25 protein-coding genes and 3 tRNA genes are annotated in these 26587 nt (G+C 69.9%); 11 read left to right on the forward strand and 17 right to left on the reverse strand.

Going from position 1 to position 26587, the window contains the following annotated elements:
* Positions 1-123: 123 nt before the first annotated feature.
* A tRNA-Leu gene (locus tag ACZ5WG_RS09870) sits at positions 124-206 on the reverse strand.
* Between the two features lie 292 nt (positions 207-498).
* Between ACZ5WG_RS09870 and ACZ5WG_RS09875 the strand changes: the two genes are divergently transcribed.
* The 6 genes from ACZ5WG_RS09875 to pknB all read left to right on the forward strand — a co-directional run bounded on the left by ACZ5WG_RS09875 (position 499) and on the right by pknB (position 8608).
* Positions 499-1317 (forward strand): FhaA domain-containing protein, encoded by an 819-nt coding sequence (locus ACZ5WG_RS09875; RefSeq protein ID WP_468721964.1) that lies wholly within the window; start codon positions 499-501, stop codon positions 1315-1317.
* Positions 1318-1327: 10 nt separating this feature from the next.
* Positions 1328-1834, forward strand: a complete 507-nt coding sequence (locus ACZ5WG_RS09880; RefSeq protein ID WP_266627537.1) for an FHA domain-containing protein FhaB/FipA — start codon at positions 1328-1330, stop codon at positions 1832-1834.
* A 144-nt stretch (positions 1835-1978) separates the two neighbouring features.
* Positions 1979-3436, forward strand: a complete 1458-nt coding sequence (locus tag ACZ5WG_RS09885) for a PP2C family protein-serine/threonine phosphatase (protein ID WP_468721965.1) — start codon at positions 1979-1981, stop codon at positions 3434-3436.
* Between the two features lie 34 nt (positions 3437-3470).
* On the forward strand, positions 3471-4895 hold the full coding sequence (locus tag ACZ5WG_RS09890; RefSeq protein ID WP_030292699.1) for an FtsW/RodA/SpoVE family cell cycle protein: 1425 nt from the start codon (positions 3471-3473) through the stop codon (positions 4893-4895).
* On the forward strand, positions 4892-6361 hold the full coding sequence (locus ACZ5WG_RS09895) for a peptidoglycan D,D-transpeptidase FtsI family protein (protein WP_468721967.1): 1470 nt from the start codon (positions 4892-4894) through the stop codon (positions 6359-6361). Before ACZ5WG_RS09890 ends, ACZ5WG_RS09895 begins: the two co-directional genes overlap by 4 nt.
* Before the next feature lie 216 nt (positions 6362-6577).
* Entirely contained in the window at positions 6578-8608 is a 2031-nt protein-coding gene (pknB, locus tag ACZ5WG_RS09900) for a Stk1 family PASTA domain-containing Ser/Thr kinase (RefSeq protein WP_468721968.1), read from the forward strand.
* A 111-nt stretch (positions 8609-8719) separates the two neighbouring features.
* Here the strand turns inward: pknB and ACZ5WG_RS09905 are convergent, their stop codons facing one another.
* From ACZ5WG_RS09905 to ACZ5WG_RS09930, 6 genes are all read right to left on the reverse strand, one after another.
* The gene (locus ACZ5WG_RS09905; protein WP_383506868.1) at positions 8720-9439 is read right to left on the reverse strand and encodes a class E sortase; all 720 of its coding nucleotides are present in this window, start codon (positions 9437-9439) and stop codon (positions 8720-8722) included.
* A 13-nt stretch (positions 9440-9452) separates the two neighbouring features.
* On the reverse strand, positions 9453-10265 hold the full coding sequence (locus ACZ5WG_RS09910) for a class E sortase (protein ID WP_468721969.1): 813 nt from the start codon (positions 10263-10265) through the stop codon (positions 9453-9455).
* Positions 10262-10900: an aminodeoxychorismate/anthranilate synthase component II gene (locus tag ACZ5WG_RS09915; protein WP_468721970.1), complete on the reverse strand. Its 639-nt coding sequence runs from the start codon at positions 10898-10900 to the stop codon at positions 10262-10264. The genes ACZ5WG_RS09910 and ACZ5WG_RS09915 overlap by 4 nt, the downstream gene beginning before the upstream one ends.
* The gene (locus tag ACZ5WG_RS09920) at positions 10897-11073 is read right to left on the reverse strand and encodes a hypothetical protein (protein ID WP_468721971.1); all 177 of its coding nucleotides are present in this window, start codon (positions 11071-11073) and stop codon (positions 10897-10899) included. Before ACZ5WG_RS09920 ends, ACZ5WG_RS09915 begins: the two co-directional genes overlap by 4 nt.
* A 91-nt stretch (positions 11074-11164) precedes the next feature.
* Entirely contained in the window at positions 11165-11923 is a 759-nt protein-coding gene (locus tag ACZ5WG_RS09925) for a class E sortase (RefSeq protein ID WP_468721972.1), read from the reverse strand.
* Positions 11895-12683 carry a DUF881 domain-containing protein gene (locus ACZ5WG_RS09930; RefSeq protein ID WP_468721974.1) on the reverse strand — a complete coding sequence of 263 codons (789 nt, stop codon included), beginning with the start codon at positions 12681-12683 and terminating at the stop codon, positions 11895-11897. The genes ACZ5WG_RS09925 and ACZ5WG_RS09930 overlap by 29 nt, the downstream gene beginning before the upstream one ends.
* Positions 12684-12774: 91 nt before the next feature.
* Here ACZ5WG_RS09930 and crgA point away from each other — a divergent pair, with 91 nt between their 5' ends.
* Positions 12775-13029 carry a cell division protein CrgA gene (gene crgA / locus ACZ5WG_RS09935; protein WP_030153143.1) on the forward strand — a complete coding sequence of 85 codons (255 nt, stop codon included), beginning with the start codon at positions 12775-12777 and terminating at the stop codon, positions 13027-13029.
* Between the two features lie 142 nt (positions 13030-13171).
* On the opposite strand, the gene ACZ5WG_RS09940 is transcribed toward crgA, so the two are convergent.
* Entirely contained in the window at positions 13172-14047 is an 876-nt protein-coding gene (locus ACZ5WG_RS09940; protein WP_468721976.1) for a rhomboid family intramembrane serine protease, read from the reverse strand.
* A 113-nt stretch (positions 14048-14160) separates the two neighbouring features.
* Positions 14161-14688, reverse strand: coding sequence for a peptidylprolyl isomerase (locus ACZ5WG_RS09945; protein WP_468722283.1), 528 nt, complete (start codon positions 14686-14688; stop codon positions 14161-14163).
* 175 nt (positions 14689-14863) lie between these two features.
* On the opposite strand from ACZ5WG_RS09945, the gene ACZ5WG_RS09950 reads away from it, so the two are divergent.
* On the forward strand, positions 14864-15556 hold the full coding sequence (locus tag ACZ5WG_RS09950; protein ID WP_468721977.1) for a DUF5324 family protein: 693 nt from the start codon (positions 14864-14866) through the stop codon (positions 15554-15556).
* Positions 15557-15658: 102 nt separating this feature from the next.
* Here ACZ5WG_RS09950 and ACZ5WG_RS09955 read toward each other — a convergent pair whose 3' ends face one another.
* Positions 15659-16105 (reverse strand): LysM peptidoglycan-binding domain-containing protein, encoded by a 447-nt coding sequence (locus ACZ5WG_RS09955; protein ID WP_468721978.1) that lies wholly within the window; start codon positions 16103-16105, stop codon positions 15659-15661.
* A gap of 161 nt (positions 16106-16266) precedes the next feature.
* Here ACZ5WG_RS09955 and ACZ5WG_RS09960 point away from each other — a divergent pair, with 161 nt between their 5' ends.
* On the forward strand, positions 16267-16791 hold the full coding sequence (locus ACZ5WG_RS09960) for a GNAT family N-acetyltransferase (RefSeq protein WP_468721980.1): 525 nt from the start codon (positions 16267-16269) through the stop codon (positions 16789-16791).
* 83 nt (positions 16792-16874) lie between these two features.
* On the opposite strand, the gene ACZ5WG_RS09965 is transcribed toward ACZ5WG_RS09960, so the two are convergent.
* Positions 16875-16947: transfer RNA gene (locus ACZ5WG_RS09965), tRNA-Ala, on the reverse strand.
* A 164-nt stretch (positions 16948-17111) separates the two neighbouring features.
* On the opposite strand from ACZ5WG_RS09965, the gene ACZ5WG_RS09970 reads away from it, so the two are divergent.
* Entirely contained in the window at positions 17112-17660 is a 549-nt protein-coding gene (locus ACZ5WG_RS09970) for a helix-turn-helix domain-containing protein (protein WP_030857694.1), read from the forward strand.
* 33 nt (positions 17661-17693) lie between these two features.
* A complete protein-coding gene (locus ACZ5WG_RS09975; RefSeq protein ID WP_468721982.1) occupies positions 17694-19001 on the forward strand; it encodes a serine/threonine-protein kinase in 1308 nt (435 codons plus the stop codon).
* A gap of 65 nt (positions 19002-19066) precedes the next feature.
* Here the strand turns inward: ACZ5WG_RS09975 and ACZ5WG_RS09980 are convergent, their stop codons facing one another.
* The 6 genes from ACZ5WG_RS09980 to gyrB all read right to left on the reverse strand — a co-directional run bounded on the left by ACZ5WG_RS09980 (position 19067) and on the right by gyrB (position 26307).
* Complete coding sequence (locus ACZ5WG_RS09980; protein WP_468721984.1) at positions 19067-20383, reverse strand: hypothetical protein; 1317 nt, start codon at positions 20381-20383, stop codon at positions 19067-19069.
* A 122-nt stretch (positions 20384-20505) separates the two neighbouring features.
* Entirely contained in the window at positions 20506-20640 is a 135-nt protein-coding gene (locus ACZ5WG_RS09985; RefSeq protein ID WP_208809277.1) for a DLW-39 family protein, read from the reverse strand.
* A gap of 145 nt (positions 20641-20785) precedes the next feature.
* Positions 20786-20859, reverse strand: a tRNA-Ile gene (locus ACZ5WG_RS09990).
* Between the two features lie 94 nt (positions 20860-20953).
* Positions 20954-21607, reverse strand: coding sequence for a DUF3566 domain-containing protein (locus tag ACZ5WG_RS09995; protein WP_468721985.1), 654 nt, complete (start codon positions 21605-21607; stop codon positions 20954-20956).
* 3 nt (positions 21608-21610) lie between these two features.
* Complete coding sequence (gyrA, locus tag ACZ5WG_RS10000) at positions 21611-24205, reverse strand: DNA gyrase subunit A (protein ID WP_468721986.1); 2595 nt, start codon at positions 24203-24205, stop codon at positions 21611-21613.
* 41 nt (positions 24206-24246) lie between these two features.
* Positions 24247-26307, reverse strand: a complete 2061-nt coding sequence (gene gyrB, locus ACZ5WG_RS10005; RefSeq protein ID WP_468721987.1) for a DNA topoisomerase (ATP-hydrolyzing) subunit B — start codon at positions 26305-26307, stop codon at positions 24247-24249.
* Between the last annotated feature and the right edge of the window lie 280 nt (positions 26308-26587).

The raw sequence follows: 26587 nt of genomic DNA on the forward strand, positions 1-26587 counted from the left end.
CGGCACGGGATCGGCCCTCCGGCGATCCGCAGGAACGACCCGCTCGCGGTCAACACCCCACCAGAACACGGGAAAAGCGAAACGGCCGCCATCGCTTTCGCGATGACGACCGTTTCGTCGATGTGGGCGAGGGGGGATTTGAACCCCCACGTCCCGAAGGACACTGGCACCTGAAGCCAGCGCGTCTGCCGTTCCGCCACTCGCCCGAGCAGCTCCCCAGTGGATCTTCCCTTTCGGTCCGTTCCCCTGGCGACGTCGAAACATTAGCACGTCGGACGGGGTGGATTCACATCGCTTTCCCCGCACCCGTCGACCCGACTCCGAATGCCCCTCCCGCACCGCACGTCCGGTGCGGGACACTGTCCCCTGAGCGCCCCTACGATCCCTTGTGAGGACCAACACTCCTGCGCATGGGACCCAGGGGGAACCAGCCGAATCCGCCACGCGTGGATACGATCAGTAAGCAGTACAGGGCGACAACGACGGAGGAGGTGCCCCATGGGAGTCCTGAAGCGGTTCGAGCAGCGACTCGAAGGTCTGGTGAACGGCACCTTCGCCAAGGTGTTCAAGTCCGAGGTCCAGCCCGTCGAGATCGCCGGCGCGCTCCAGCGCGAGTGCGACAACAACGCGACGATCTGGAACCGCGAGCGGACCGTTGTCCCCAACGACTTCATCGTCGAGCTCAGCGCCGGTGACTACGAGCGGCTGAGCCCCTACTCCGGGCAGCTCGGCGACGAGCTCGCGGGCCTCGTCCGCGACTACGCCAAGCAGCAGCGCTACAGCTTCATGGGCCCGATCAAGGTCCACCTGGAGAAGGCCGACGACCTCGACACCGGGCTCTACCGGGTCCGCAGCCGTACGCTCGCCTCCAGCACCTCCCAGGCGCAGCCGCAGGCCCCCCAGAACCAGCAGGGCGGCTACGGCTACCCGCCGGTCGCCGCACCGCCGATGCCGGCCGGACCGCCCCCGGGCGCGGCCGCGGCCGCCCGCCGGCCGGGCGCCGGCGGGCCGGCCCCCGTACCGGCCGCAGGCGGCACCCGGCGCCACTGGATCGAGATCAACGGCACCCGCCACCAGATCTCGCGCCCCACGCTCGTACTCGGCCGAAGCACCGAAGCCGACGTGCGGATCGACGACCCCGGCGTCTCGCGCCGGCACTGTGAGATCCGGACCGGAACGCCCTCGACGATCCAGGATCTCGGGTCCACCAACGGCATCGTGGTGGACGGGCAGCACACCACCCGCGCTACGCTCCGCGACGGCTCGCGGATCGTCGTGGGCAGCACCACCATCATTTACCGGCAAGCCGAAGGGTGAAGCGGGGGCAATGTCAGAGCTGACCCTGACGGTCATGCGGTTGGGTTTCCTGGCCGTTCTGTGGCTGTTCGTCATCGTGGCCGTCCAGGTCATCCGCAGCGACCTCTTCGGTACGCGCGTCACGCAGCGCGGCTCGCGCCGCGGCAGCGCCGCGTCCGGAGCGCCGGCGCAGGCCGGAGGCCGGCAGACCGCCGCGCCACCGCAGCAGCGCCAGCGCCGCGGAGCGCCGACCAAGCTCGTCGTCTCGGAGGGCACCCTCACGGGCACCACCGTTGCCCTGGCGGGCCAGACGATCACGCTCGGCCGGGCACATGACTCCACGATCGTGCTGGACGACGACTACGCCTCCAGCCGCCATGCCAGGATCTATCCCGACCGTGACGGCCAGTGGATCGTCGAGGATCTCGGGTCCACCAACGGCACGTATCTCGACCGGACCCGGCTGACCACCCCGACGCCCATTCCGCCGGGCGCCCCGATCCGCATCGGCAAGACCGTCATCGAGCTGCGGAAGTAGTACGAGAATGAGCGAGCGGAGCGAGCGAGCCGCGGCAGTCCGGCCCACCCAGGACACGGACCCGAGCGCGCTCCCGACCGGAGGGTGGGCAGTGTGGCTCGAGACCGGTTGTACCCGGAGGAAGCGTCGACTGGGCAGGTGCGCATGAGTCTGTCCCTGCGGTTCGCCGCCGGATCCCACAAGGGCATGATCCGCGAGGGCAACGAGGACTCCGGCTATGCCGGACCCCGTCTCCTCGCCGTCGCCGACGGCATGGGCGGCCAGGCCGCCGGCGAGGTCGCGAGCTCCGAGGTGATCTCCTCGCTCGTGCAGCTCGACGACGACGTCCCGGGCTCCGACATCCTCACCTCGCTCGCCACTGCCGTGCAGCGCGCGAACGACCAGCTGCGCGTCATGGTCGAGGAGGACGCCCAGCTCGAGGGCATGGGCACCACCCTGACCGCGCTCCTGTGGACCGGCCAGCGCCTCGGACTCGTCCACGTCGGCGACTCCCGCGCCTACCTGCTCCGCGACGGCGTCCTCACGCAGATCACCCAGGACCACACCTGGGTGCAGCGCCTCGTCGACGAGGGCCGCATCACCGAAGAGGAAGCCACCACCCACCCGCAGCGCTCGCTCCTCATGCGGGCGCTCGGCAGCGGTGACACCGTCGAGCCCGACCTCTCCATCCGCGAGGTCCGCACCGGCGACCGCTACCTCATCTGCTCCGACGGCCTCTCCGGCGTCGTCTCGCACCAGACCCTGGAAGAGACGCTCGCCGGCTACCACGGCCCCCACGAGACCGTGCAGGCCCTCATCCAGCTCGCCCTGCGCGGCGGCGGACCGGACAACATCACCTGCATCGTCGCGGACGTCCTCGACACCGACAGCGGCGACACCCTCGCCGCCCAGCTGAACGACACCCCGGTCGTCGTCGGCGCGGTCGCCGAGAACCAGCACCAGCTCTTCGACGGCAACGCCATGCAGACCCCGGCGGGCCGCGCCTCCGGCCTGGGCCGCCAGGTCCCCCCGCCCGCCGGTGCCTTCGGGCCCCCCGGCAGCGGTGAGGCGCCCGGCTACGGATACCCCGACCAGGGCCAGGGCGGCGCGTACGGCAGCTTCGGCGAACCCGACCCGTACGATGACGACTCCCGCTACGACGACACGTACGACCACCCCCGCCGGCGCCGCGGCAAAGGGCGCAAGTGGACCACCCGCACCCTGATCCTGCTGATCGTCGCCGGTGTCGTCGGAGGCGGCCTCTACGCCGCCCACCGCTGGACCCAGACCCAGTTCTACATCGGCGTCAAGGGCGAGCACGTCGCGCTGTTCCGCGGCATCAGCCAGAACCTCGGCCCGCTGGAGCTCTCCAAGGTGGAGACCGACCGCACCGACATCGAACTGAAGTACCTGCCGCCCTTCAAGCGCAAGCTGGTCGAGGCCACCATCACCGAGACCAGCCTCGACGGCGCCCGTCAGAAGATCGACGAACTCGGCGCCCAGGTCACCGCCTGCAAGAAGGACGAGGAGCGCCGCGCCGCGGAAGCGCAGAACCCACCAGCACCCGGCCCCAGCCTGACTCCCACGGAGCAGTCGCTGGTCGGCCTCTGCGGCAAGCAGTAGTAGACACCCGCGGGCACAGGGGGCCTGCCACACCATGAGCGTTGTCACCAACACGACCACCATCGGCGCCATCGAGCTGCCGAGCCGGCGGAACACCGAGCTCCTGCTGCTCGTTTTCGCCGTGGTCATCCCGATCTTCGCCTACGCCAACGTGGGCCTGTCGATCCACGGCAAGCTGCCTCCCGGCATGGTCGCGTACGGAGGCGGCCTCGCCGTCCTCGCCGGCATCGCCCACCTCGTGGTGCGCCGCTACGCGAAGTACGCGGACCCGCTGCTGCTGCCGATCGCGACACTGCTCAACGGGCTCGGCTGCGTCCTGATCTGGCGGCTCGACCAGTCCGAGCGGCTGCAGAACCTGGCCAAGCGCAGCTTCGGCCACTTCTCCGAGTCGGCCCCCCGCCAGATGATGTACACGGCGCTCGCCATCGCCCTGTTCGCCGGCGTGCTGCTGCTGCTCAAGGACCACCGCACCCTGCAGCGGTTCACGTACATCTCCATGGCCGCCTCGCTGGTCCTGCTGATCCTGCCGGTCGTGCCGGGCCTCGGCGCCGACGTCTTCGGCGCGAAGATCTGGATCAGCGTCGGCGGCTTCTCCATCCAGCCCGGTGAGTTCGCGAAGATCGTCATCGCGATCTTCTTCGCCGGCTACCTGATGGTGAAGCGCGACGCGCTCGCCCTGGCCAGCCGCCGCTTCATGGGCCTCTACCTGCCGCGCGGCCGCGACCTCGGCCCCATCCTGATGATCTGGGCGATGAGCCTGCTCGTCCTCGTCTTCGAGAACGACCTCGGCACCTCGCTGCTCTTCTTCGGCATGTTCGTGATCATGCTGTACGTGGCCACCGAGCGCACCAGCTGGATCGTCATCGGCCTGGTCATGAGCGTGGCCGGCGCCGCCGTCGTCGGCGCGACCGCCAGCCACGTCAAGGCCCGTGTCACCGCCTGGCTCGACCCCTTCGCCTGCTACTCCAAGTCGGGCGCCTGCGAGCAGGTCGGCCAGTCGATCATGAGTTTCGGCTCCGGCGGGGTGCTCGGCACCGGCTGGGGGCAGGGCAACTCCGACCTCATCGGATTCGCCGCCAACTCCGACTTCATCTTCTCCACGGTCGGCGAGGAGCTCGGCCTCGCGGGCGTCATGGCCTTCCTCCTGCTCTACGGCCTGATCATCGAGCGCGGCGTGCGCACCGCCCTCGCCGCCCGCGACCCCTTCGGCAAGCTCTTCGCCATCGGCCTCTCCGGCGCCTTCGCCCTGCAGATCTTCGTGGTCGCCGGCGGCGTCATGGGCCTCATCCCCCTGACCGGCATGACCATGCCCTTCCTCGCGTCCGGCGGTTCGTCCGTCCTCGCGAACTGGGCCCTCATCGGGATCCTCATCCGGATCAGCGACACCGCACGCCGCCCCGCCCCGGCCCCGGCACCGTCCCCCGACTCCGAGATGACCCAGGTGGTCCGCCCGTCATGAACAAGCCCCTGCGCCGCATCTCGATCTTCTGCGGGCTGCTCGTCCTCGCCCTGCTGATCCGGACCAACTGGCTCCAGTACGTCCAGGCCGAGGAACTCAGCACCCGCAAGGAGAACCGCCGGGTCCAGATCGCCCAGTACGCCACCCAGCGCGGCAACATCATCGTCGCGGGCGGCCAGGCCATCACCGGGTCGGACACCACCGACGGCAGCGACTACAAGTACAAGCGGACCTACACCAACGGCCCGCTCTGGGCGCCCGTGACCGGGTACGCCTCCCAGGCCTTCGGCTCCACCCAGCTCGAGTCCCTCGAGGACAAGATCCTCACCGGCAACGACGACCGGCTGTTCTTCGACCGCACCATCGGCATGTTCACCGGCGAGAAGAAGGCCGGCGGCAACGTCGTCACCACGCTGATGCCCGAGGCCCAGCAGGCCGCGTTCGACAAGCTCGGCACCAAGACGGGCGCCGTCGCCGCGATCGACCCGCGCACCGGCGCCATCCTGGCCCTGGTCAGCACCCCCTCGTACGACCCGTCCAGCTTCGCCGGGAACTCCAAGACCGACGAGAAGGCCTGGGTCGAGCTGAAGGACAGCCCGGAGAAGAAGCTCGTCAACCGCGCCCTGCGCGAGACCTACCCGCCCGGCTCGACGTTCAAGGTCGTCACCGCCGCCGCCGCGCTGGAGCACGGCGTCGTCACCGACATCGACGCGCCGACGGACACCCCCGAGCCGTTCTTCCTGCCGACGACCAAGACCCCGATGGTCAACCACGCCAAGGGCTGCGAGAAGGCGCCCCTCAACTTCGCGCTGCAGGTGTCCTGCAACTCCGTCTTCGCCAACATCGCCGACAAGGTGACCAAGGACAAGATGCTGGAGACCGCGCAGAAGTTCGGCTTCAACAACGACAAGATCGACACCCCGGTCCGGGCGTTCGCCAGCATCTACGACAAGAACATGGACCGGCCGGGCAACTCGCTCTCCGCGATCGGCCAGTTCAACACCGCCGCCACCCCGCTCCAGATGGCGATGGTCGCCGCGGCCGTAGCCAATGACGGCAAGCTGATGAAGCCGTACATGGTCGACCAGCTCACCGCCCCGAACCTCGACGTCATCGAGAAGCACGAGCCGCAGGAGATGAGCCGCCCGCTCTCCCCCGCCAACGCGCAGAAGCTCCAGCGGATGATGGTCAACGTCGTCGAGAACGAGAACGGCACCGGCGGCAAGGCCAAGATCAAGGACGTCACCGTCGGCGGCAAGACCGGCACCGCCCAGCACGGCGAGAAGAACGCCAAGCGGCCCTACGCCTGGTTCATCTCCTACGCCAAGACCGACAAGGGCTCCCCGGTCGCCGTCGCCGTCGTCATCGAGGACAGCGAGGCCGACCGCGAGGACATCAGCGGTGGCGGCCTCGCGGCCCCGGTCGCGAAGGCCGTCATGGAAGCCGTCCTGAAGAACCAGGGCTGACGGGGGAGCGCAAAGGCCGACAGGGGCGCAAAAAAAGCCGAACTAGAGTGATCCACATCACTGTTCCCGCCCGGATACGAGCGTACGGTACCGGTCCGGTATCAGCCTGTGGTCACGAACCGATCACCGACGATCGGCCGGTAGCCTTTGCGCGAACAGCACACCGCCGGACCACACACGGGTGCGGTCGGGACTGACGGAGAGGGCTGCAACGTTATGGAAGAGCCGCGTCGCCTCGGCGGCCGGTACGAGCTGAGCCACGTGCTCGGCCGCGGTGGCATGGCCGAGGTCTACCTCGCCCACGACACCCGGCTCGGCCGTACCGTCGCCGTCAAGACCCTGCGTGCCGATCTCGCCCGCGACCCGTCCTTCCAGGCCCGGTTCCGGCGCGAGGCCCAGTCGGCCGCGTCCCTGAACCACCCGGCGATCGTCGCCGTCTACGACACCGGCGAGGACTACGTCGACAACATCTCCATCCCGTACATCGTGATGGAGTACGTCGACGGTTCCACCCTGCGTGAGCTCCTGCACTCCGGCCGCAAACTGCTGCCCGAGCGCACCCTGGAAATGACCATCGGCATCCTCCAGGCCCTCGAGTACTCGCACCGCGCCGGCATCGTCCACCGCGACATCAAGCCCGCCAACGTCATGCTCACCCGCACCGGCCAGGTCAAGGTCATGGACTTCGGCATCGCCCGCGCCATGGGCGACTCCGGCATGACCATGACGCAGACCGCGGCCGTCATCGGCACCGCCCAGTACCTCTCCCCGGAGCAGGCCAAGGGCGAGCAGGTCGACGCACGCTCCGACCTCTACTCCGCGGGCTGCCTGCTGTACGAACTCCTCAGCGTCCGGCCGCCGTTCATCGGCGACTCCCCGGTCGCCGTCGCGTACCAGCACGTACGGGAGGAACCCCAGCCGCCGTCGAACTTCGACCCCGAGATCACGCCCGAGATGGACGCGATCGTGTTGAAGGCGCTGGTCAAGGACCCCGACTACCGCTACCAGTCCGCCGACGAGATGCGCGCCGACATCGAGGCCTGCCTCGAGGGCCAGCCCGTCGCGGCGGCCGCCGCCATGGGCGCCCCGGGCTACGGCTACCCCGACCAGGGCCACGGCTACGGACACCAGGGCTACGACCAGCCCACCACCGCCCTGCGCGCCGCCGACTCCGGCCAGACCTCCATGCTCCCGCCGATGCCCCCGGGCGACGGCGGCTACGGCTACGGGGACCAGGGCCAGAACGGCTACGACCAGGGCGGCCACGGCCGCCGCCAGCAGAAGAAGAGCAAGGCCTCGACGATCCTGCTGGTCACGGCCGGCATCCTCGTCCTGGTCGGCGCCATCCTCATCGGCCGCTCCCTCTTCAGCGGCGGCGCCGACAACCGGCCGAGCGTGCCGAAACTCATCGGCGAGACCCTCGAGCAGGCGCAGAAGACCGGCGACAACGTCGGCCTCAAGGTCGAGAAGGAAGCCGACGAGGCCTGCGACAACCAGCCCAAGGGCAACATCTGTTCGCAGAACCCGGCGCCCGACACCAAGGTCGACAAGGGCTCCACGGTCAAGGTCAAGGTCTCCTCGGGCGCACCGAACATCGACGTGCCCGACGTCCTCAACGTGAAGTTCGAGGACGCGGAGAAGGCGCTCAAGGACAAGGGCTTCGCGGTCGAGAAGAAGACCCAGGAGTCCGAGCGGACCGCCGGCACCGTCCTGGACCAGACCCCGAAGAGCGGCGGCAAGGCCCCGAAGGGCTCGACCGTCACCCTGACCGTCGCCAAGGAGCAGTCGAAGTCCGACATGCCCGACCTCCTCGGGAAGACCAAGGAGGCAGCGGTCAAGGCCCTGAACGACGCCAAGCTCAAGCTGGGCAGCGTGACGGAGGTCGACTCTCCCGGTGCCCCGCCGAAGACGATCGTCCAGCAGCAGTACCAGGCGGGCGAGCAGCTCGCGGTGGGCACGACGGTCAACGTCCAGATCGCCAAGGCGGGCCAGCAGACCCAGGTCCCGCAGCTGATCACCAAGACGGTCGCCCAGGCCAAGGCGGACCTCGCGAGCCGGGGCCTGACCCTCCAGGTCATCGCGGGTCCGACGGACGACAAGGCGATCGTCATGCAGACCGATCCCCCGGCGGGCACGCCCGTGGAAGCGGGCCGGGTCATCAACGTCCAGACGGTGGCCGGCCAGCAGGACGGCGGCAACAACAACGGCGGGACGTTCTTCGGCGGCCTGACGGGCGGCCGGCGCTAGCCGGCGGCCCGTTCCGCCCGGAGACGCACGAAAGCCCCTGTGAGTGGCCTCAGAGCCGCTCACAGGGGCTTTCACGTGTCAGGTGCCGGTGTCGCCGGACCGGTGTCCCCGTCAGCGCAGCTCCGCCGGGGGCGTGCGCTTCGCGTCCACCTTCTCCGTGCGCACCAGCTCGCCCCACACGACGTACCGGAACTTCGACGTGTAGACCGGCGTGCAGGTCGTCAGGGTGATGAAACGGCCCGGGGCCGTCCGCCCCGACTCCTTCGGGACCGCCGAGATCACGTCCACGTTGTACTTCGAGGTCTGGCGCAGCTCCGCGAAGACCTTGTACACGTACCAGGTGTCCCGCGTCTCGAAGACGACCGCGTCGCCGTTCTTCACCTTGTCGATGTTGTGGAACTTCGCCCCGTGCCCGTCCCGGTGCGCCGCCAGCGAGAAGTTCCCCGAAGGCTCCCACGGCAGGGCCGCCTTCACCGGGTCGGTGTAGTACCCGGCCACGCCGTCGTTGAGGAGGTCCGGCGCCGTGCCCCGCTTGACCAGGACCTCGCCGTTCTTCATCGCCGGCACGTGCAGGAAGCCGATGCCGTCCATGGTGTCCAGCGCCCCCGGCGCCGCGGGCGCGTTCGCCCCCGGGGCGCTCTGCCACTGCCGGCGGACGTCGTCGCCGCGCGCCGAGGCCTGCCGGTCCGCGAGCACGTTCGTCCACCACAGCGAGTACGCGACGAACAGGCCCAGCACCAGGCCCACGGTGATCAGGAACTCGCCCAGCAGGCTCAGGAACCCGGCGAGCACACTGCGGCTCTGGTGGGGCGGCGGTGCGGCACGTGACACTGCTTGTTCGTCCTTACGGGCTGGTCAGCGCGGGCGGAGCACCCTGGCTGCGGGGGCGTTCACCGGTCATCCTGCCCCATACGATCATCCGGTAGGTGCTCGTGAACTCCGGGGTGCAGGTCGTCAGCGTGATGTACCGGCCCGGGGATGTGAATCCCGAGCCCTCCGGCACCGGTTTGATCACCGACACGTTCGTCGGCGGTGTCTGCGCGAGCGCCGAGGTGATCTCGTACGTGTAGTACGCGTCCCGCGTCTCGACGACGACCGGGTCGCCCGGCACCAGCCGGTTGATGTAGCGGAACGGTTCGCCATGGGTGTTGCGGTGGCCCGCCAGTGCGAAATTGCCCTGCTGGTCGGCCGGCATCGCCGTCTTCAGCGCGCCGTCCCCGTAGTGCCCGACCATCCCCTTGTCGAGCACCTTCGGCTTGCTGATCCCCTCCGCCACCGGCACCTTCACGTCCAGCTTCGGGATGTACAGGATCGCGAAGCCCTGCCCCGGCTCGAACGCCGAGACGGGCGGCGCGGCGGCCGAGCCCGGGTCCCGCTCCCAGGTCTGCCGCAGCGAACCCGCCGCCCCGTTCGCCGTCCGCTCCGCCAGCACGTTCGTGTACCAGAGCTGGTAGGCGACGAACAGCAGCATCACCACGCCCAGCGTGATGAACAGCTCCCCGGCGAGCCGGCTCACGACGACCACCGGGCCGCCCGACACGGGCCGCCTGCGCCGCCGCCCGCCGCCCCGCCTCCGCGAGCGCTTCGCGGCCTCCTGAGCTGCCCTGCGCCGCGCGGCCCGGCCCTCCGTGGGCGCGGACGGCGCGACCGCGGTCACGCGACGGCCTTGCCCACCACCGGGGCCAGCCCCACCGAGCGCTCGACGGCCCCCGCGTCCCCGCAGCGCACCAGCCAGTTCGCGAGCATCCGGTGGCCCCACTCGGTCAGCACCGACTCGGGGTGGAACTGCACGCCCTCGACGTCGTGCTCCCGGTGCCGCAGCCCCATGATGATGCCGTCCTCGGTGCGCGCCGTGACCTCCAGCACGTCCGGCAGGGTCCCCGGCTCGGCCGCGAGCGAGTGGTAGCGGGTCGCGGTGAACGGCGACGGCAGCCCCTCGAAGACGCCGAGGCCCTCGTGCACCACCGGCGAGGTCTTCCCGTGCAGCAGCTCGGGCGCCCGGTCCACGACGCCGCCGTACGCGACGGCCATGGACTGCATGCCCAGGCACACGCCGAAGACCGGGACCCCGGTGTCGGCGCAGTGGCGGACCATGTCGATGCAGACGCCCGCCTGCTCCGGCGTTCCCGGCCCGGGCGACAGCAGCACGCCGTCGAAGCCGTCCTGCGCGTGGGCGAGTTCGACCTCGTCGTTGCGCAGCACCTCGCACTCGGCGCCGAGCTGGTACAGGTACTGGACCAGGTTGAAGACAAAGCTGTCGTAGTTGTCGACAACCAGAATGCGCGCGCTCACGGAGTGGCTCCCGATCCCTCGTCCACCGTTACGTCGTTGAACGGGAGGAGCGGCTCGGCCCACGGGAAGACGTACTGGAACAGCACGAAGACCACCGCGAGGACCAGTACGAGGGAGATCATCGCGCGAATCCACGCGTTGCCCGGCAGATGCCGCCAGATCCAGCCGTACATGCCGTCTGTTTCCTTATCCGTCCACGAACAACCCACCGCACCGCGGGGGCGGTACGCAAACAGACTAAAGGCAGCGGCCCGGCCGGGTGGGTCAGCTCGGCAAACCCTCCGGGCGGCCCTGGGCGACCGTCCGGGTCTGCGTCAGCTCCGCCCACACGACCAGCCTGTGGCTGTGGCCCCATTCCGGATCGCAGGTCGTCAGCGTCAGGTACCGCCCGGGGCCGGTGAACGGCGACCTGCGCGGCACCGGGTCGACCACCCCGACGTCGGTGGGCAGCGTGCGCAGCGGCTCGCTGCGGACCGTGTACGTGTACCAGGCCGTCGCGTCCTTGAGGATCACGGCGTCGCCGGGGCGCAGCTCGGGGAAGTCCTTGAAGGGGTCGCCGTAGGTCCGCCGGTGACCCGCCACCGAGAAGTTCCCGGTGCCGCCGAGGCGGGCGGTGCCCGCGTAGTGGCCGAGGCCCTTCTTCAGCAGTTCCGTACCGGTGCCCTCGAGGACCGGCTTGTTCCAGTCCGGGCCGAAGCGCGGGATGTACATCTCGGCGAAGGCCTGGCCCGGTGCGTATCCGGGCCGGTCCTGCGCCGGCGGCGCGGGTGCGGGCTGCGTGGCGGCCGGGCTCGCGGGCGGGCTCGCGGCCGGGGCGGGTGCGGGCACGGCGGCCGAGGACCAGCGGTCGCGCATCCGCGCCATCTCCCCGTCCATGGCCCGGTCGGCCTTGACCCCGGTCCACAGCAGGACGTACGCGACGAAGAGCACGATCAGCGTGCCCGCCGTCAGGCACACCTCGCTGAAGGTCCGCACCACCAGGCGCAGTACGACGTCACGGCGTACTGGTCGCGGAAGAGGCATCCAGCGGCTTCGCATAGTGGAGGTCCACTGTGCCGGAGTACCCGGGAAGTGTCAGCTCCTTGTGCTCGTCCACTTTCCAGCCGAGCCCGTACGCCGTCACGTACATCTGGTAGTTCTGCAGGGCCGGGGAGGCCGCCAGGGCCTTGCGCAGCGCGGCCGGGTCGCCGACCGCCGTCACCTTGTACGGGGGCGAGTAGACCCGGCCCTGGAGGATCAGCGTGTTGCCCACGCAGCGCACCGCACTGGTGGAGATCAGCCGCTGGTCCATGACCTGGATGCCCTGGGCGCCGCCCTGCCACAGGGCGTTCACCACGGCCTGGAGGTCCTGCTGGTGGATCACCAGGTCGTTGGGCTGCGGCTCGGGCACGTTCGGGATGCGGGCGGTGGCGTTCGGCGGGGCGTCGTTCAGGGTGACCGTGAGGCCCTTGCCGGACAGCGGCTCGGTGCCGGAGGCGACACGCAGGGCGGCCAGTTTGGCGTCCTCCGCCTTGGTGCTGCCGTCGTCACGCTCTGCGAGGGCGTCCACCCGGTTGCGGACGGCCGCGGTGCTCTGCTCGAGCAGCGCATTGTTCTGGCTGCGCTCGTGGATGAGGTCCGAGAGCTTGAGGAGCGAGGCGTCCGTCCGGATGTTCGTACCCTTGGACGTATTGAAGCTGGTGACGAAGATGAGACCGGCCAGGGCGAAAACGGCGGCCGTCAGCAGCCGGACCGGTCTGGCCCGGCGACGGGGACCCGCGGAGGAGTCGTCGGAATTGCTCAACGTACCCTTCTCCTTCAACGCCACAGGTCCACTACGCTAACGGACGCCCGGGGCAGGCAAGGTCCCCAGCGCATCGACAGGAGAGCCCCTCGTGCCGAAGTCACGTATCCGCAAGAAGGACGACTACACGCCGCCGCCGGCGAAGCAGGCGCAGACCATCAGGCTGACCAACCGCAGCTGGGTCGCCCCGGTCATGCTGGCGTTCTTCCTGATCGGTCTCGCGTGGATCGTCGTCTTCTACGTGACCGAGACCCAGCTGCCGATCGAGGCACTGGGCAACTGGAACATCGTGGTCGGTTTCGGCTTCATCGCGGCGGGGTTCGGCGTCTCCACGCAGTGGAAGTAGCCGGGCCCGTTCCCGGCGCCGACAAGCACAGGCGCACCGGGTCCGACAAGCTCTCCCCATGAGTTATCCACAGCGTCATCCACACCTGAGGAAAAGACAGAAGATCTGTGGATAACCCTGTGGAGTGTTGACGCCGGTGTGATCAGGTGAGTTCGGCCGTACGGATCAGGACCACCGCCGCTGCCAGCAGGAATGCCGCCGCGCAGGTCCCCCACTGGATGAGCGTGCGCGTCCTGCCGGCGGCCGGTCCCACCATGCCCAGACCGACCAGCAGGCCGGTCACCAGGCCGCCGATGTGGGCCTGCCAGGACACGGACAGGCTGCCGCCGAAGGGCACGAAGGTCAGCGCCAGCATGAGCACGACCATGGTGATCACCGGGCGCATCTCGTAGCGCAGCCGGCGCACCAGGACGACGGTGGCGCCGAGCAGGCCGAAGATGGCGCCGGAGGCGCCGATGGTCGGCGTGTTCGGGGCGGTCAGCAGATAGACGAGGGCGCTTCCGCCCAGGCCCGACAGCAGGAAGACGGCGAGGTAGCGGGCCCGGCCCAGAGCCGCTTCCAGCGGGCCGCCGATCACCCAGAGGGCCAGCATGTTGCCCGCGATGTGCCACCACTCCACGTGCAGGAACACCGAGGTCAGCAGCCGGTGGTACTGGCCGGTGGAGACGCCTTCGACGGGGCCGCCGAAGTACTCGACGTACCGCCCGAGCAGCTCCAGCTGGACGACGACCGCCGGCGCGAGCTGCCCCACCAGGAACAGCGCGACGTTGATCCCGATGAGGATCTTGGTGATGAGGTGGGGATCGTCGGCCACCACCCCGCCCGCCACGGTGCGCGGGGCGTTCGCGGCCGGGCCGTGGCCGGTGCCGGAGCCGTCACGGACGCATTCGGGGCACTGGAAGCCGACCGAGGCGCTGATCATGCACTCGGGGCAGATGGGCCGCTCGCAGCGCATGCAGCGGATCCCCGTGTCGCGGTCCGGGTGGCGGTAGCAGCCCGGCAGACGGTCGGTGTCCATCGGTCCCCTCGATCAGCGGCGGGGCAGGGGCGCACCCCGCCGGTCCGGTACACATCCAGGACGGACGGGCGGGGCGGAAAGGTTCCCGGGGCCCGGCAGCCCGGGCTCTGCGGTCAGCGCTTCTCGACGACGACGGACTGGATGATCACGTCGTCGAGGGGGCGCTCGGTGCGCGGGTTCGTCTGCAGGCCGGCGATGTCGTCGACGATCTTCTGGCTGGCCTTGTCGGTGACCTCGCCGAAGATGGTGTGCTTGCGGGTCAGCCAGGCGGTGGGGGCGACGGTGATGAAGAACTGGGACCCGTTGGTGCCCGGGCCGGCGTTGGCCATGGCGAGCAGGTACGGCTTGGTGAAGGCCAGGTCGGGGTGGAACTCGTCGGCGAACTGGTAGCCCGGGCCGCCGGTGCCGTTGCCGAGCGGGTCGCCGCCCTGGATCATGAAACCGCTGATGACGCGGTGGAAGACGGTTCCGTCGTACAGCGGATCGGTGGTCTTCTGGCCGTCGGTGGGACGGGTCCATTCGCGGGCGCCCGTGGCCAGCTCCACGAAGTTCTTGACCGTCTTCGGGGCGAAGTTCGCCAGCAGCTCGATCTCGATGTCGCCGTGGTTGGTCTTCAGGGTGGCGTAGAGCTTCTCGGCCACGGATCTGCCTTCCATAGTCATCACTGTCGGTTCCAGATCCTCCCACGGAGGGCTGCACGGCACAGAAATCCTCCACCCGTATGCCCTGTCACGCATGCCGCTCGGTGATATGGCAGGCATGATCCGACAAAGGGTGGAAAGGTGAACTGTGTCCGCCACCGAGGAGGAGGATCCCGTGACCCGCAAGGACAGCGTGCACCTGGCCGCCGAAAGCGCCAGGGACACGGTCAGGCACGCAGCGGAAGTGGTGGCGCCGTACGCAGCAACCGCCAGGGAAGCCGCCGTGCACTACGCGACCGAGGCGAACGAGCGGCTGGCACCGAAGGTGTCGTACGCGACCGCCGAGGCGGCACGGCAGGCCCGTACGGCGTACGACTGCCATCTGCACCCGCGGATGAAGGCGGCGCGCACACACGTGCCGCCGAACGTCGACCGGGCGGCGACCATGGCGGTGCACCACACGCGCCGGGCGGCACGCCAGGCGGCCGACTACACGCAGCCGAGGCTCGAGAGCGCGCTGGCGGCGGCCCAGCCGGTGGCCGAGGAGGCCGCGTCACGGTCGACGGCGGCCCTGGCGGCGCTGCGCGGCCAGGTGTCGGCCAAGGAAGTGCAGAAGCTGGTGAGGCGCAACGAGCGGCGGGCCTGCACCGGCCGGGCGTTCAAGTGGGTGGCGGTGGTCGGCGTCGTGGCCGCCGGAGCGTACATGGCGTGGCGGTGGTGGGACCAGCAGTCGAACCCGGACTGGCTCGTCGAGCCGCCGGCGGCCACGGAGCTGTCCCGGGACCGCGAACAGGCCAGCTTCGACGACGAGCTGGCGGCGAAGGAGCGCGAGGCCGGGTCCGGCCCGGCGGACGAGAACCTGATGTAGCCGAGAACCTGATGTAGACGGCAGGCGTCCGACGCAGACGGCAGGCGAGAGGCCCGGATCCGGTGGATCCGGGCCTCTCGCCGTTCCCGCCCTCCCGCCCGGCTAGCGGGGGAGGGTGAGCACCTGCCCCGGGCGGATCAGTTCGGGGTTGGAGCCGATGACGCCCCTGTTCATGGCGTAGAGCTCGCGCCAGCGGGCCTCGTTGCCCAGCTCCCGGCGGGCGATCGAGGAGAGGGAGTCCCCGGCCCGCACGGTGTACACGAGCTGCGCGGCGGCCGGCGCGGGCCGCGACGCCGGGGCCGCGGGAACCGCCTTGTGCGCGGCGGACGACGGGGTCGGGGTGTACGGCGAGTGGGGTGCCGCAGTGGGCTTCGGCGGAACCGGTGCGGCCTTCGGCGGAGCCGCGGCGGCCATCCGCTCGGCGGCGGCCTTGGTGGCCGAGACGGCGTCGCTGTACTTCGACGCGTAGTCGGCGGACGAGGCCGCCGCTGCCTTCCCGGCCGCCTCGTGTTTCTTCTTGTCGGACTTGAGGAAGTCGAAGAGTCCCATGTCTTTACGCCTCCGGCGGTGGTGTCGCCCCCTGGCTCGGTGCCTTCCCCCACTGTCGGACAGGAGCGGCCGCCCGGCCCTGTGACGGCGCCAACCGGGGGACACCGGGCCCGCCCGCCGGCGGGCCGCCCGGGCTGCCGCCGGGCTGTTACTGTCCCCGGATGCCCGAGCTCATCTTCCCCTCCCCCCGGCTGCACGCCTCCTGGCTCGCCGCCCGCGAGGAATGGGGTCCCGACGCCCACATGGACGGAGCCGGCCTCGGCTCCGACGACGACGTCGACAGCGCCGAGGGCTTCGCCGCCTGGACCGAGCGGCTGCGCCGGTACGGGGACCGCACCGTCCCGGTCGAGCAGGGCCGCGTCCACGCCACGTACTGGTGGATCGCCGAGGACGACACCTATCTGGGCGCCATCGACCTGCGCCACTACCTGAACGGGTTCCTCCTCGACGCCGGCGGCCACATCGGCTACGGCGTGCGGCCCTCCGCCCGCCGCCGCGGCCTGGCCGGCTGGGCCCTCCGCGGGGTCCTGCACGAGGCCAGGATCATGGGAATGGACCGGGTCCTGCTGACGTGCGACCCGGACAACACGGGGTCCGTGCGCACGATCGAGCGCGGCGGCGGCGTCCTGGAGGACGTCCGCGAGACGCTCATCGGCCCCAAGCGCCGCTACTGGATCGACCTCTAGCAGCGGCCGCGCGCGGCCGCCCCACCACGCACGAAGAGGCCCCCTGGCCGGCGTTTCCGCTGGCCAGGGGGCCTCTGATGCTGTGGAGCTTAGGAGATTCGAACTCCTGACATCTGCCTTGCAAAGGCAGCGCTCTACCAACTGAGCTAAAGCCCCGAAAGGGTGGACGCGGCCCTCTCCCGCGAAGAAGTTGCCGTTCCGCAGAACAGAGTACCGGGTGTACCCCCGCATCTCGCAAAATGATAGGGACTCCCGCCCTGCGACCACTCTCCGTAAGATGCTCGCGAGGTTCGCACCAGCGAAGTAGGGGAGTACTAAGAGTGGACGCTGTACAGCAAGAGGCCACGGCCAGAGCCCGGGAACTTCAGCGCAGTTGGTACGGGGAGCCGCTCGGCGCTCTCTTCCGACGGCTCATAGATGACCTCGGCTTGAACCAGGCCCGCCTCGCTGCCGTCCTCGGCCTGTCCGCGCCCATGCTCTCCCAGCTGATGAGCGGCCAGCGGGCCAAGATCGGGAACCCGGCCGTGGTCCAGCGCGTCCAGGCGCTCCAGGACCTCGCCGGCCAGGTGGCGGACGGAAGCGTCAGCGCGGCCGAGGCCACCGACCGGATGGACGAGATCAAGAAGACCCAGGGCGGCTCCGTCCTCAGCAACAGCGGCCAGACCACGACCGGTTCCGGCGCGCCCACCGTCAAGCGCGTCGTCCGGGAGATCCAGTCGCTGCTGCGCTCGGTCTCCGCGGCTGGCGACATCATCGACGCGGCCGACTCCCTCGCCCCCAGCCATCCGGAACTGGCAGAGTTCCTCCGGGTCTACGGCGCGGGCCGTACCGCGGACGCGGTCGCCCACTACGAGTCGCACCAGAACTGACACGGCGGACGGGTACGGGGGACGGGCGCAGCGATGGGTGAGATCTTCGCCGGCCGGTACGAGCTGATCGATCCGATCGGCCGCGGCGGCGTGGGCGCCGTGTGGCGGGCCTGGGACCACCGGCGCCGCCGGTACGTCGCCGCCAAGGTCCTCCAGCAGAGCGACGCCCACACCCTGCTGCGCTTCGTACGGGAGCAGGCGCTGCGCATCGACCACCCGCACGTGCTGGCCCCGGCCAGCTGGGCGGCGGACGACGACAAGGTCCTGTTCACGATGGACCTGGTCGCCGGCGGTTCCCTCGCCCACGTGATCGCGGACTACGGGCCGCTGCCGCCCCGCTTCGTGTGCACGCTGCTCGACCAGCTCCTGTCGGGGCTGGCCGCGGTGCACGCGGAAGGTGTCGTCCACCGCGACATCAAGCCGGCCAACATCCTGATGGAGGCCACGGGAACCGGACGGCCGCACCTGCGGCTGTCCGACTTCGGCATCTCGATGCGCAAGGGCGAGCCCCGGCTCACCGAGACCGACTACGTGGTGGGGACGCCCGGTTATTTCGCCCCCGAACAACTGCTGGGCTCCGAACCCGACTTCCCCGCGGACCTCTTCGCCGTCGGGCTGGTCGCCCTGTACCTCCTCCAGGGCCGCAAGCCCGATTCCCGGGCCCTGGTGGAGCACTTCCTCGCCCACGGCACCCCCGGTGCCCCCGAGGGCGTCCCCGCGCCGCTCTGGGACGTCGTCGCGAACCTCCTGCAGCCGGACCCCCAGAGCCGGTTCCGGACCGCCACAGGGGCCCGCAAGGCCCTTGCCGAGGCCGTGGAGCTGCTCCCGCCGCCCGCGCCGGACGATGAGCCGGTGGAGGTGTTCGACCAACTGGGCCCGCTCCCCGCCGGTTTCGGCCCCCAGGGCCCCCAGAGCACGGCTGCGGTGACCCCCGGGGCGCCCACCGCGGCCGCGGTGCCGGTGCAGCCGTCCGGCGCCCCGCCCGCGGCGGCTACGACCGCGGCGGCGCCGTCCGAGCCCGCCCGCGCCGATCCCCGCGGCACGGTCACGACGGCCCAGGCCTCCCCGTACGCCGCTTCCCCCGCCTCCCCGTACGCGGCCCCGGCCACGTCCCCGTACGCGGCCGCCTCCCCGTACGCGGTCCCGGCCGACGGGACCGGCACCAGCAGCTTCCACCTGGCGCCGCCGGGGCCGCCGGCCGTACCGCACCCGGCGGCTCCCGCCCCGCCGCCCGCCCGGACCGGCGGCATCGCCCCGCCCCCGCCGAAGGTCACCGCCGGGATCCTGGTCGCCGCGCTGCTCTGCTTCGCCGTGGGCGTCTGGGCACTGACCGGGGTCTGAGACCCCGGGCACCCGGCCCCGGGCAGCCGGCCCCGGCACCCGGCCCCGGGCATCCGGCTGCGGGGCTATGCGCTCCGGCCCCGCCGGGCCAGCAGGATCCAGCCGCCGAGCACGAGCAGCAGCGCCGTCCCGGTGCCGAAGCCCGCGCCGGCCACCACCCGCATCACCGAGCGGTTGCCGGCCGCCTCCGTGGCCTCGGGGGCGGTGAGCCCGTCCTTGGCCGCGGCCCGGTCGTCGGCGCCGACCCCGAACCCGGCGGCGGTCAGGCTCTCCTTGTACGCGGGCGCCTTGGCCGGGCTGCCGGTGACGTCCATGCGCAAGGTCAGCGGCACGGGGCTCGCGTCCTCGGTGAACTCGGCGACCTTCCCGCCAAGGGTCACGGCGATGTAGTACCAGCCGGCCACCCCGGCCCCGCGCGCCCCTTCCGTGTCCGAGAAGCGGTTCTCGTACGCCACCGGGGCCGTCTTCGGCAGGGTGAGGCCCGCCTGCTTGCCGCTGTAGGAGATGTCCTTGTCCGTGACCAGGCTCCGGTACGGGCTGTAGAGCGAGACGGTGAGCCCGTTGGAGGCGGACCCGTACGACTTGGTCATCCTGGCGTCGGCCACCTCGGCGCTGAGCCCCAACTGCTGCCCCCAGTCCAGCGGTACCCGGTAGAAGCGGGTCTGCCCGGGCCGCAGGTCGTCGCGCCAGACCCCGCTGCCCAGGGCGCGGGCGTCGTTGAAGCCGGTGCCGCCGGTCCGCGCCACCGGCTCGGCGGCGGGCAGCGTCGGCGAGGCCGAGGGCCAGACGCTGGGCGCAGTGGTGGGGGCGCTGCCCGTGGCGAGGCCGGGCTCGCGCCGGAGCAGGAGTTCCGCCGGCCACGCGCTCTGGTCGGAGTCCTTGGCGGCGGTGCGGGTGACCTTCGCGAAATAGACCCCGGCGCCCTGGCATTCGGCGTCCTCCTCGAGCCGCCGTACGGCGGCCGCGCCGATCGGGACGGGGTCGTGGCCGAAGCCGGCCCGGCCGGGGTTGTCCGGGCAGCGCGCGCCCTCCTTGGTCATGATCGCGACCTCGAGGCCGTCGCCGTATCCGACCTTGGCCCCGCGCGGGGGCTGGAGCACCGCGGAGAAGTACGCGCTGGAGGCGTCGTCGAGGTTGAGCCGGTAGACGCGCTCACCCGGGGCCACGGTGTCCGTGTAGACCTGCCCGGCGGCCACGAGCGGGGCGTCCGCGCTGCTGGCCTTGCCCTCGATCCTCTTGGCGCCCGGGGCGCCTTGGTACGCCGGCAGCGGCTGCGGAGGCGCCGTGGCGGCCTGCACCACCCCCGGCAGGCCCACGGCCAGCGCCAGAGCCAGCCCCGGGGCCGCCGCCCCCACCAGCACCGTCTTCCGCACCCGAGCCATCACGCCCACCCCGATTTTGCTAACGCAAGCCAAATCTTTGCATAACGTAACTTTTTGTCACAGAACAGCACAAAGCCCCGGCCGCAGCGGCAGCCGGGGCTTCATGAGATCAGCTTTCGGTCTCACACACCGGAACCGGAAGGCACGGAGTCAGTTGCCTCCGTCCACAGGTCCTGCTCGGCGCGGTCCGCCTGGATCTGGCGGTACACGAGGAGCCCGCCGATGGCGGCCAGTGCGACCAGGAGCAGCTTCTTCACCGCGCGACCTCGTCTTTCATTGACGTTGGGGACTTCTGACGGCCAACAATACACACGCACCGATACCGTTCGGTGACCTGGGAAGGCCTCAACTGACCCTACGAGGAAGACCCCCAGGCCATGGGCCTGGGGGTCTTCGACACTGTGGGGCTAACAGGATTTGAACCTGTGGCCTCATCCTTATCAGGGATGCGCTCTAACCAACTGAGCTATAGCCCCATCCGCGCTGCGCGCTGACTCCTGAAGATTAGCGCACAGACACGGTCACGCCAAAATCCGTTCCTTGCGGGCGTCCCCGCAGGTCATTCGGCGGTCACTCGTCCTCGGCGAGCGTGAGCTCCACACCGCCGACGAAGCCCGCCGACAGGTTGTAGATGAACGCGCCCAGCGTCGCCAGTGCCGTCGCCAGCACCACGTCGATCACCGCGATGACCGAGGTGAAGATCAGAACGCGCGGCAGCGACAGGAACGACTGGAGGTCGAAGCCGTTGCTCTCGTTCGAGCCGGTCGCCTCGCTGATGGTGCCGCCGACGGTCGAGAAGACGCCCATGGCGTCCATGACCATCCACAGCACCACCGACGCCACGATCGTGCAGACGCCCAGCGCGATCGACAGCAGGAAGCTGACCTTCATCACCGACCACGGGTCGGCCTTGGCCACCCGCAGCCGCGCCTTGCGCGTCCTGGGCGTCGTACGGGCCCCCGTACGCGGCTTGCGCTGCGCACCGGAGTCCCCGGCACCCCGCGGCGCGCCCGGGCCCGAGGGCGCCGCGTACGCCTGCGGCGGGTGGTACGGCTGCTCCGGCTGCTGGCCGGCCGCGGCCTTCTCCTGCTTCGGCTTGCGGGTGTCCGTCACGGTTCTCCCACTGCCCTCGGCGGCCGCGCCCCCACTAGGGGCGTCCGCGGCGGGGCCACGGGCACCGTCGTCCCCAGTCTTGGCCGGTCCGGCGCCCGTGGCTCCACTCACGACTTACTCCTCGTGCTCCCCGGCCGAGGGCTGCGTGCCCTCGGCGGCCTCGGCGGCCTGTCCTTCGGCTGCCTCGGTCTCCTCGACCTCGTCAGCATCCTGACCGGCCTCGGCGTTACGAGCGATACCGACCACGGCATCGCGCTTGCCCAGGTTGATCAGCTGGACGCCCATGGTGTCACGGCCGGTCTCCCTGACTTCATTGACTCGCGTACGAATCACACCACCGCCGAGCGTGATGGCGAGAATCTCGTCCGATTCGTCCACCACGAGCGCACCGACGAGCGACCCGCGGTCCTCCACGATCTTCGCGGCCTTGATTCCCAGACCACCACGACCCTGGACGCGGTACTCGTCGACCGGCGTCCGCTTGGCGTAACCGCCGTCGGTCGCGGTGAAGACGAACGTACCGGGCCGGACCACGCTCATGGAGAGCAGTTCGTCACCCTCGCGGAAACTCATGCCCTTCACGCCCGAGGTCGCGCGGCCCATCGGGCGCAGCGCGTCGTCGGTCGCCGTGAAGCGGATCGACTGCGCCTTCTTGCTGATCAGCAGCAGGTCGTCCTCGGCGGACACCAGCTCGGCGCCGATCAGCTCGTCGTCGCTGCCGTCCTCCGTCTCGCGGAGGTTGATGGCGATCACACCACCCGAACGGGGCGAGTCGTAGTCCTTGAGCGCCGTCTTCTTCACCAGGCCGCCCTTGGTGGCCAGGATCAGGTACGGAGCCGCCTCGTAGTCGCGGATCGCGAGGATCTGGGCGATCTTCTCGTCCGGCTGGAAGGCCAGCAGGTTCGCCACGTGCTGCCCGCGGGCGTCGCGGCCGGCGTCCGGCAGCTCGTACGCCTTGGAGCGGTAGACCCGGCCCTTGTTCGTGAAGAACAGCAGCCAGTGGTGCGTGGTGGAGACGAAGAAGTGGTCGACCAGGTCGTCCTGCTTCAGCTTCGTGCCGCGCACGCCCTTGCCGCCGCGCTTCTGCGAGCGGTAGTCCTCGGTCTTGGTGCGCTTGACGTAGCCGCCGTGCGTGATCGTGACGACGATGTCCTCTTCGGCGATCAGGTCCTCCATGGACATGTCGCCGTCGAAGGGCACCAGCTTGGAGCGCCGGTCGTCGCCGAACTTCTCGACGAGGGCCGCCAGCTCCTCGCTGACGATCGAGCGCTGCTTCTCCGGCGAGGCCAGGATCGCGTTGTACTCGTTGATCTTCGCCTGGAGCTCGTCGTGCTCGGCGACGATCTTCTGCCGCTCCAGGGCCGCCAGGCGCCGCAGCTGCATCTCGAGGATCGCGTTGGCCTGGATCTCGTCGATCTCCAGGAGGCCCATCAGGCCCTCGCGCGCGATCTCGACGGTGTTGCTGCGCCGGATCAGCGCGATGACCTCGTCGATCGCGTCCAGCGCCTTGAGCAGGCCGCGCAGGATGTGCGCCCGCTCCTCCGCCTTGCGCAGGCGGAACTTCGTCCGCCGGACGATGACCTCGATCTGGTGCGTGACCCAGTGGCGGATGAACGCGTCGATCGACAGCGTGCGCGGCACGCCGTCCACCAGCGCCAGCATGTTCGCGCCGAAGTTCGTCTGGAGGTCGGTGTGCTTGTACAGGTTGTTCAGCACGACCTTCGCGACGGCGTCGCGCTTGAGCACGATCACCAGACGCTGGCCCGTCCGCGACGAGGTCTCGTCGCGGACATCGGCGATGCCGCCGATCTTGCCGTCCTTGACCAGGTCGGCAATCTTCTGCGCCAGGTTGTCCGGGTTGGTCTGGTACGGAAGCTCCGTGACCACCAGGCACTGGCGGTTCTGGATCTCCTCGACCTCGACCACCGCGCGCATCGTGATCGAGCCGCGCCCGGTCCGGTACGCCTCCTCGATGCCCTTGCGGCCCACGACCAGGGCGCCCGACGGGAAGTCAGGACCCTTGATCCGCTCCAGGAGCGCGTCGAGCAGCTCCTCGTGCGAGGCGTCCGGGTGCTCCAGCGCCCACTGGGCGCCGGCCGCGACCTCGCGCAGGTTGTGCGGCGGGATGTTGGTGGCCATACCGACCGCGATGCCGGCGCTGCCGTTGACCAGCAGGTTCGGGAAGCGGGCCGGCAGGACCGTCGGCTCCTGGTTGCGGCCGTCGTAGTTGTCCGTGAAGTCGACGGTCTCCTCGTCGATGTCCCGGAGCATCTCCATGGCCAGCGGCATCAGCTTGCACTCGGTGTAGCGCATCGCGGCCGCCGGGTCGTTGCCCGGGGAGCCGAAGTTGCCGTTGCTGTCCACCAGCGGCATCCGCATCGACCACGGCTGGGCCAGGCGGACCAGGGCGTCGTAGATGGAGCTGTCACCGTGCGGGTGGTACGTACCCATGACGTCACCGACGACGCGGGCGCACTTGTAGAAGCCCTTCTCGGGCCGGTAGCCGCCGTCGTACATCGCGTACAGCACACGACGGTGGACCGGCTTGAGGCCGTCCCGTACGTCGGGCAGCGCGCGCGAGACGATGACGGACATCGCGTAGTCGAGGTAGGAGCGCTGCATCTCCGTCTCGAGCCCGACGGGCTCGATGCGCAGCACGGGCTGCTCCTCCGCGGGATTCTCGGCGGTGGGGGTGGTTTCGTCGGCCATTGCTGGTCAGAAGTCCTTTCAGGCGGTCAGCGGAGGCCGACTCAGATGTCGAGGAACCGAACGTCCTTGGCGTTGCGCTGGATGAAGGAGCGCCGCGCCTCGACGTCCTCGCCCATGAGCACGGAGAACAGGTCGTCGGCCTGGGCCGCGTCGTCCAGGGTGACCTGGCCGAGCACGCGGTGGTCGACGTCCATGGTGGTGACGCGCAGTTCCTCGGCGTTCATCTCGCCCAGACCCTTGAAGCGCTGGATCGAGTCTTCCTTGATCCGCTTGCCGTTCTGCTTGCCGAGCTCGACGAGGGCGTCGCGCTCGCGGTCCGAGTACGCGTACTCGAAGTCGTCCCGGCCCCACTTGATCTTGTAGAGCGGCGGGCGCGACAGGTACACGTGACCGGCCTCGACCAGCGGCCGCATGAAGCGGAACAGGAAGGTCAGCAGCAGGGTGTTGATGTGCTGGCCGTCGACGTCGGCGTCCGCCATCAGGATGATCTTGTGATAGCGGAGCTTCTCGATGTCGAAGTCCTCGTGCACACCGGTACCGAAGGCGCTGATCAGCGCCTGGACCTCGGTGTTCTGGAGGATCTTGTCGATACGGGCCTTCTCGACGTTCAGGATCTTGCCGCGGATCGGCAGGATGGCCTGGTACATCGGGTTGCGGCCGGACTTCGCGGAGCCACCGGCCGAGTCACCCTCGACGATGAAGATCTCGCACTTGGTCGGGTCGTTCGACTGGCAGTCGGACAGCTTGCCCGGCAGCGAGGCGCTCTCCAGCAGACCCTTGCGGCGGGTGAGGTCACGGGCCTTGCGGGCCGCGACGCGCGCCGTGGCCGCCTGGATCGACTTGCGGATGATGTCCGCGGCCTCGACCGGGTTGCGGTCGAACCAGTCGTTGAGGTGCTCGTGGACGACCTTCTGCACGAAGGTCTTGGCCTCCGTGTTGCCCAGCTTGGTCTTCGTCTGGCCCTCGAACTGCGGCTCGCCCAGCTTGACCGAGATGATCGCCGTCAGACCCTCGCGGATGTCCTCACCGGCGAGGTTGTCGTCCTTCTCCCGCAGCAGCTTCTTGTCGCGCGCGTAACGGTTCACCAGACCCGTCAGCGCCGCGCGGAAGCCCTCTTCGTGCGTACCGCCCTCGTGGGTGTGGATCGTGTTCGCGAAGGAGTACACGCCCTCCGTGTACTGCGAGTTCCACTGCATCGCGATCTCGACCGAGAGCATGCGCTCCTTGTCCTCGGCCTCGACGTCGATGACGGTCGGGTGGATGAGCTCGCCCTTGCGCGAGTTCAGGTACTTCACGAAGTCGACGATGCCGCCCTCGTAGTAGTACTTGACCGTGCGCGCGGTGGGCTCGGCCGTGTCCGCGTCGGGGTCGTCGGCGCCGACGGTGGCCTTCGCCGACTCGCGCTCGTCGGTCAGCGTCAGGGTCAGGCCCTTGTTGAGGAAGGCCATCTCCTGGAAGCGCCGCGACAGCGTCTCGAAGGAGTACTCGGTCGTCTCGAAGATGTCGCCGTCGGCCCAGAACGTCACGGACGTGCCGTGCTCGTCGGTCTCCTCGTTCTTCGCGAGGGCCGCCGTCGGGACACCGAGCTTGTAGTCCTGGGTCCAGCGGTAGCCGTCGGTCTTGACCTCGACCGCGACCTTCGTCGACAGGGCGTTCACGACGGACACACCCACACCGTGCAGACCGCCGGAGACGGCGTAGCCGCCGCCGCCGAACTTGCCGCCCGCGTGCAGGACCGTCAGGACGACCTCGACCGCCGGCTTCCCCTCGGACGGCACGATGCCGACCGGGATGCCACGGCCGTTGTCGATGACCCGCACACCGCCGTCGGCGAGGATCGTCACGTCGATGGTGTCCGCGTGCCCGGCCAGGGCCTCGTCGACCGAGTTGTCCACCACCTCGTACACGAGGTGGTGCAGCCCGCGCTCACCGGTCGAGCCGATGTACATGCCTGGCCGCTTGCGGACCGCGTCCAGGCCCTCGAGGACCTGGATCGCGCTGGCGTCGTACGAGGCGGTTACCTCGCCGTTCTCGCCGGCTGTGGACTGGTTGTCGTTGGGGTTGCCGGAATCGGCCACGAAGCGCCCTTTCTGGCACAGCACAGGCCGTACTCCGGGCCAGCAGGCATGCAAGCAGGAGCGGCTGCGTCGATCTGCGTTGTCAGCGTGTATCAGCGAATCCCGCAAGCGGGCGGGATTCGCTTCAGTCTACCGGTACCACGGACATGAATGGGGGTTTGCCGGTACCTGAGTCCGCATGTGCCGCCCTGAACCTCCTCTCTCCGACTCCCCATATCCGGGAAGGGGCTCAAAGAGGCTCACACGGGCATCCAGCGCTTCGGCCTGTCAACCTCCCGCTACCGTGAGGGACGCCACCCGGGAC

This window comes from Streptomyces sp. NPDC032745, assembly GCF_055579465.1.

Coding starts and splice junctions, on each gene's coding strand:
- ACZ5WG_RS09960 (WP_468721980.1), top strand. CDS start 16,267: ATGCCCGAGCTCATCTTCCCCTCCCCCCGGCTGCACGCCTCCTGGCTC.
- gyrA (WP_468721986.1), bottom strand. CDS start 24,205: ATGGCCGACGAAACCACCCCCACCGCCGAGAATCCCGCGGAGGAGCAG.
- ACZ5WG_RS09875 (WP_468721964.1), top strand. CDS start 499: ATGGGAGTCCTGAAGCGGTTCGAGCAGCGACTCGAAGGTCTGGTGAAC.
- ACZ5WG_RS09940 (WP_468721976.1), bottom strand. CDS start 14,047: ATGGACACCGACCGTCTGCCGGGCTGCTACCGCCACCCGGACCGCGAC.
- ACZ5WG_RS09955 (WP_468721978.1), bottom strand. CDS start 16,105: ATGGGACTCTTCGACTTCCTCAAGTCCGACAAGAAGAAACACGAGGCG.
- ACZ5WG_RS09890 (WP_030292699.1), top strand. CDS start 3,471: ATGAGCGTTGTCACCAACACGACCACCATCGGCGCCATCGAGCTGCCG.
- pknB (WP_468721968.1), top strand. CDS start 6,578: ATGGAAGAGCCGCGTCGCCTCGGCGGCCGGTACGAGCTGAGCCACGTG.
- ACZ5WG_RS09895 (WP_468721967.1), top strand. CDS start 4,892: ATGAACAAGCCCCTGCGCCGCATCTCGATCTTCTGCGGGCTGCTCGTC.
- ACZ5WG_RS09975 (WP_468721982.1), top strand. CDS start 17,694: ATGGGTGAGATCTTCGCCGGCCGGTACGAGCTGATCGATCCGATCGGC.
- ACZ5WG_RS09980 (WP_468721984.1), bottom strand. CDS start 20,383: ATGGCTCGGGTGCGGAAGACGGTGCTGGTGGGGGCGGCGGCCCCGGGG.
- ACZ5WG_RS09920 (WP_468721971.1), bottom strand. CDS start 11,073: ATGTACGGCTGGATCTGGCGGCATCTGCCGGGCAACGCGTGGATTCGC.
- ACZ5WG_RS09925 (WP_468721972.1), bottom strand. CDS start 11,923: ATGCCTCTTCCGCGACCAGTACGCCGTGACGTCGTACTGCGCCTGGTG.
- ACZ5WG_RS09885 (WP_468721965.1), top strand. CDS start 1,979: ATGAGTCTGTCCCTGCGGTTCGCCGCCGGATCCCACAAGGGCATGATC.
- ACZ5WG_RS09880 (WP_266627537.1), top strand. CDS start 1,328: ATGTCAGAGCTGACCCTGACGGTCATGCGGTTGGGTTTCCTGGCCGTT.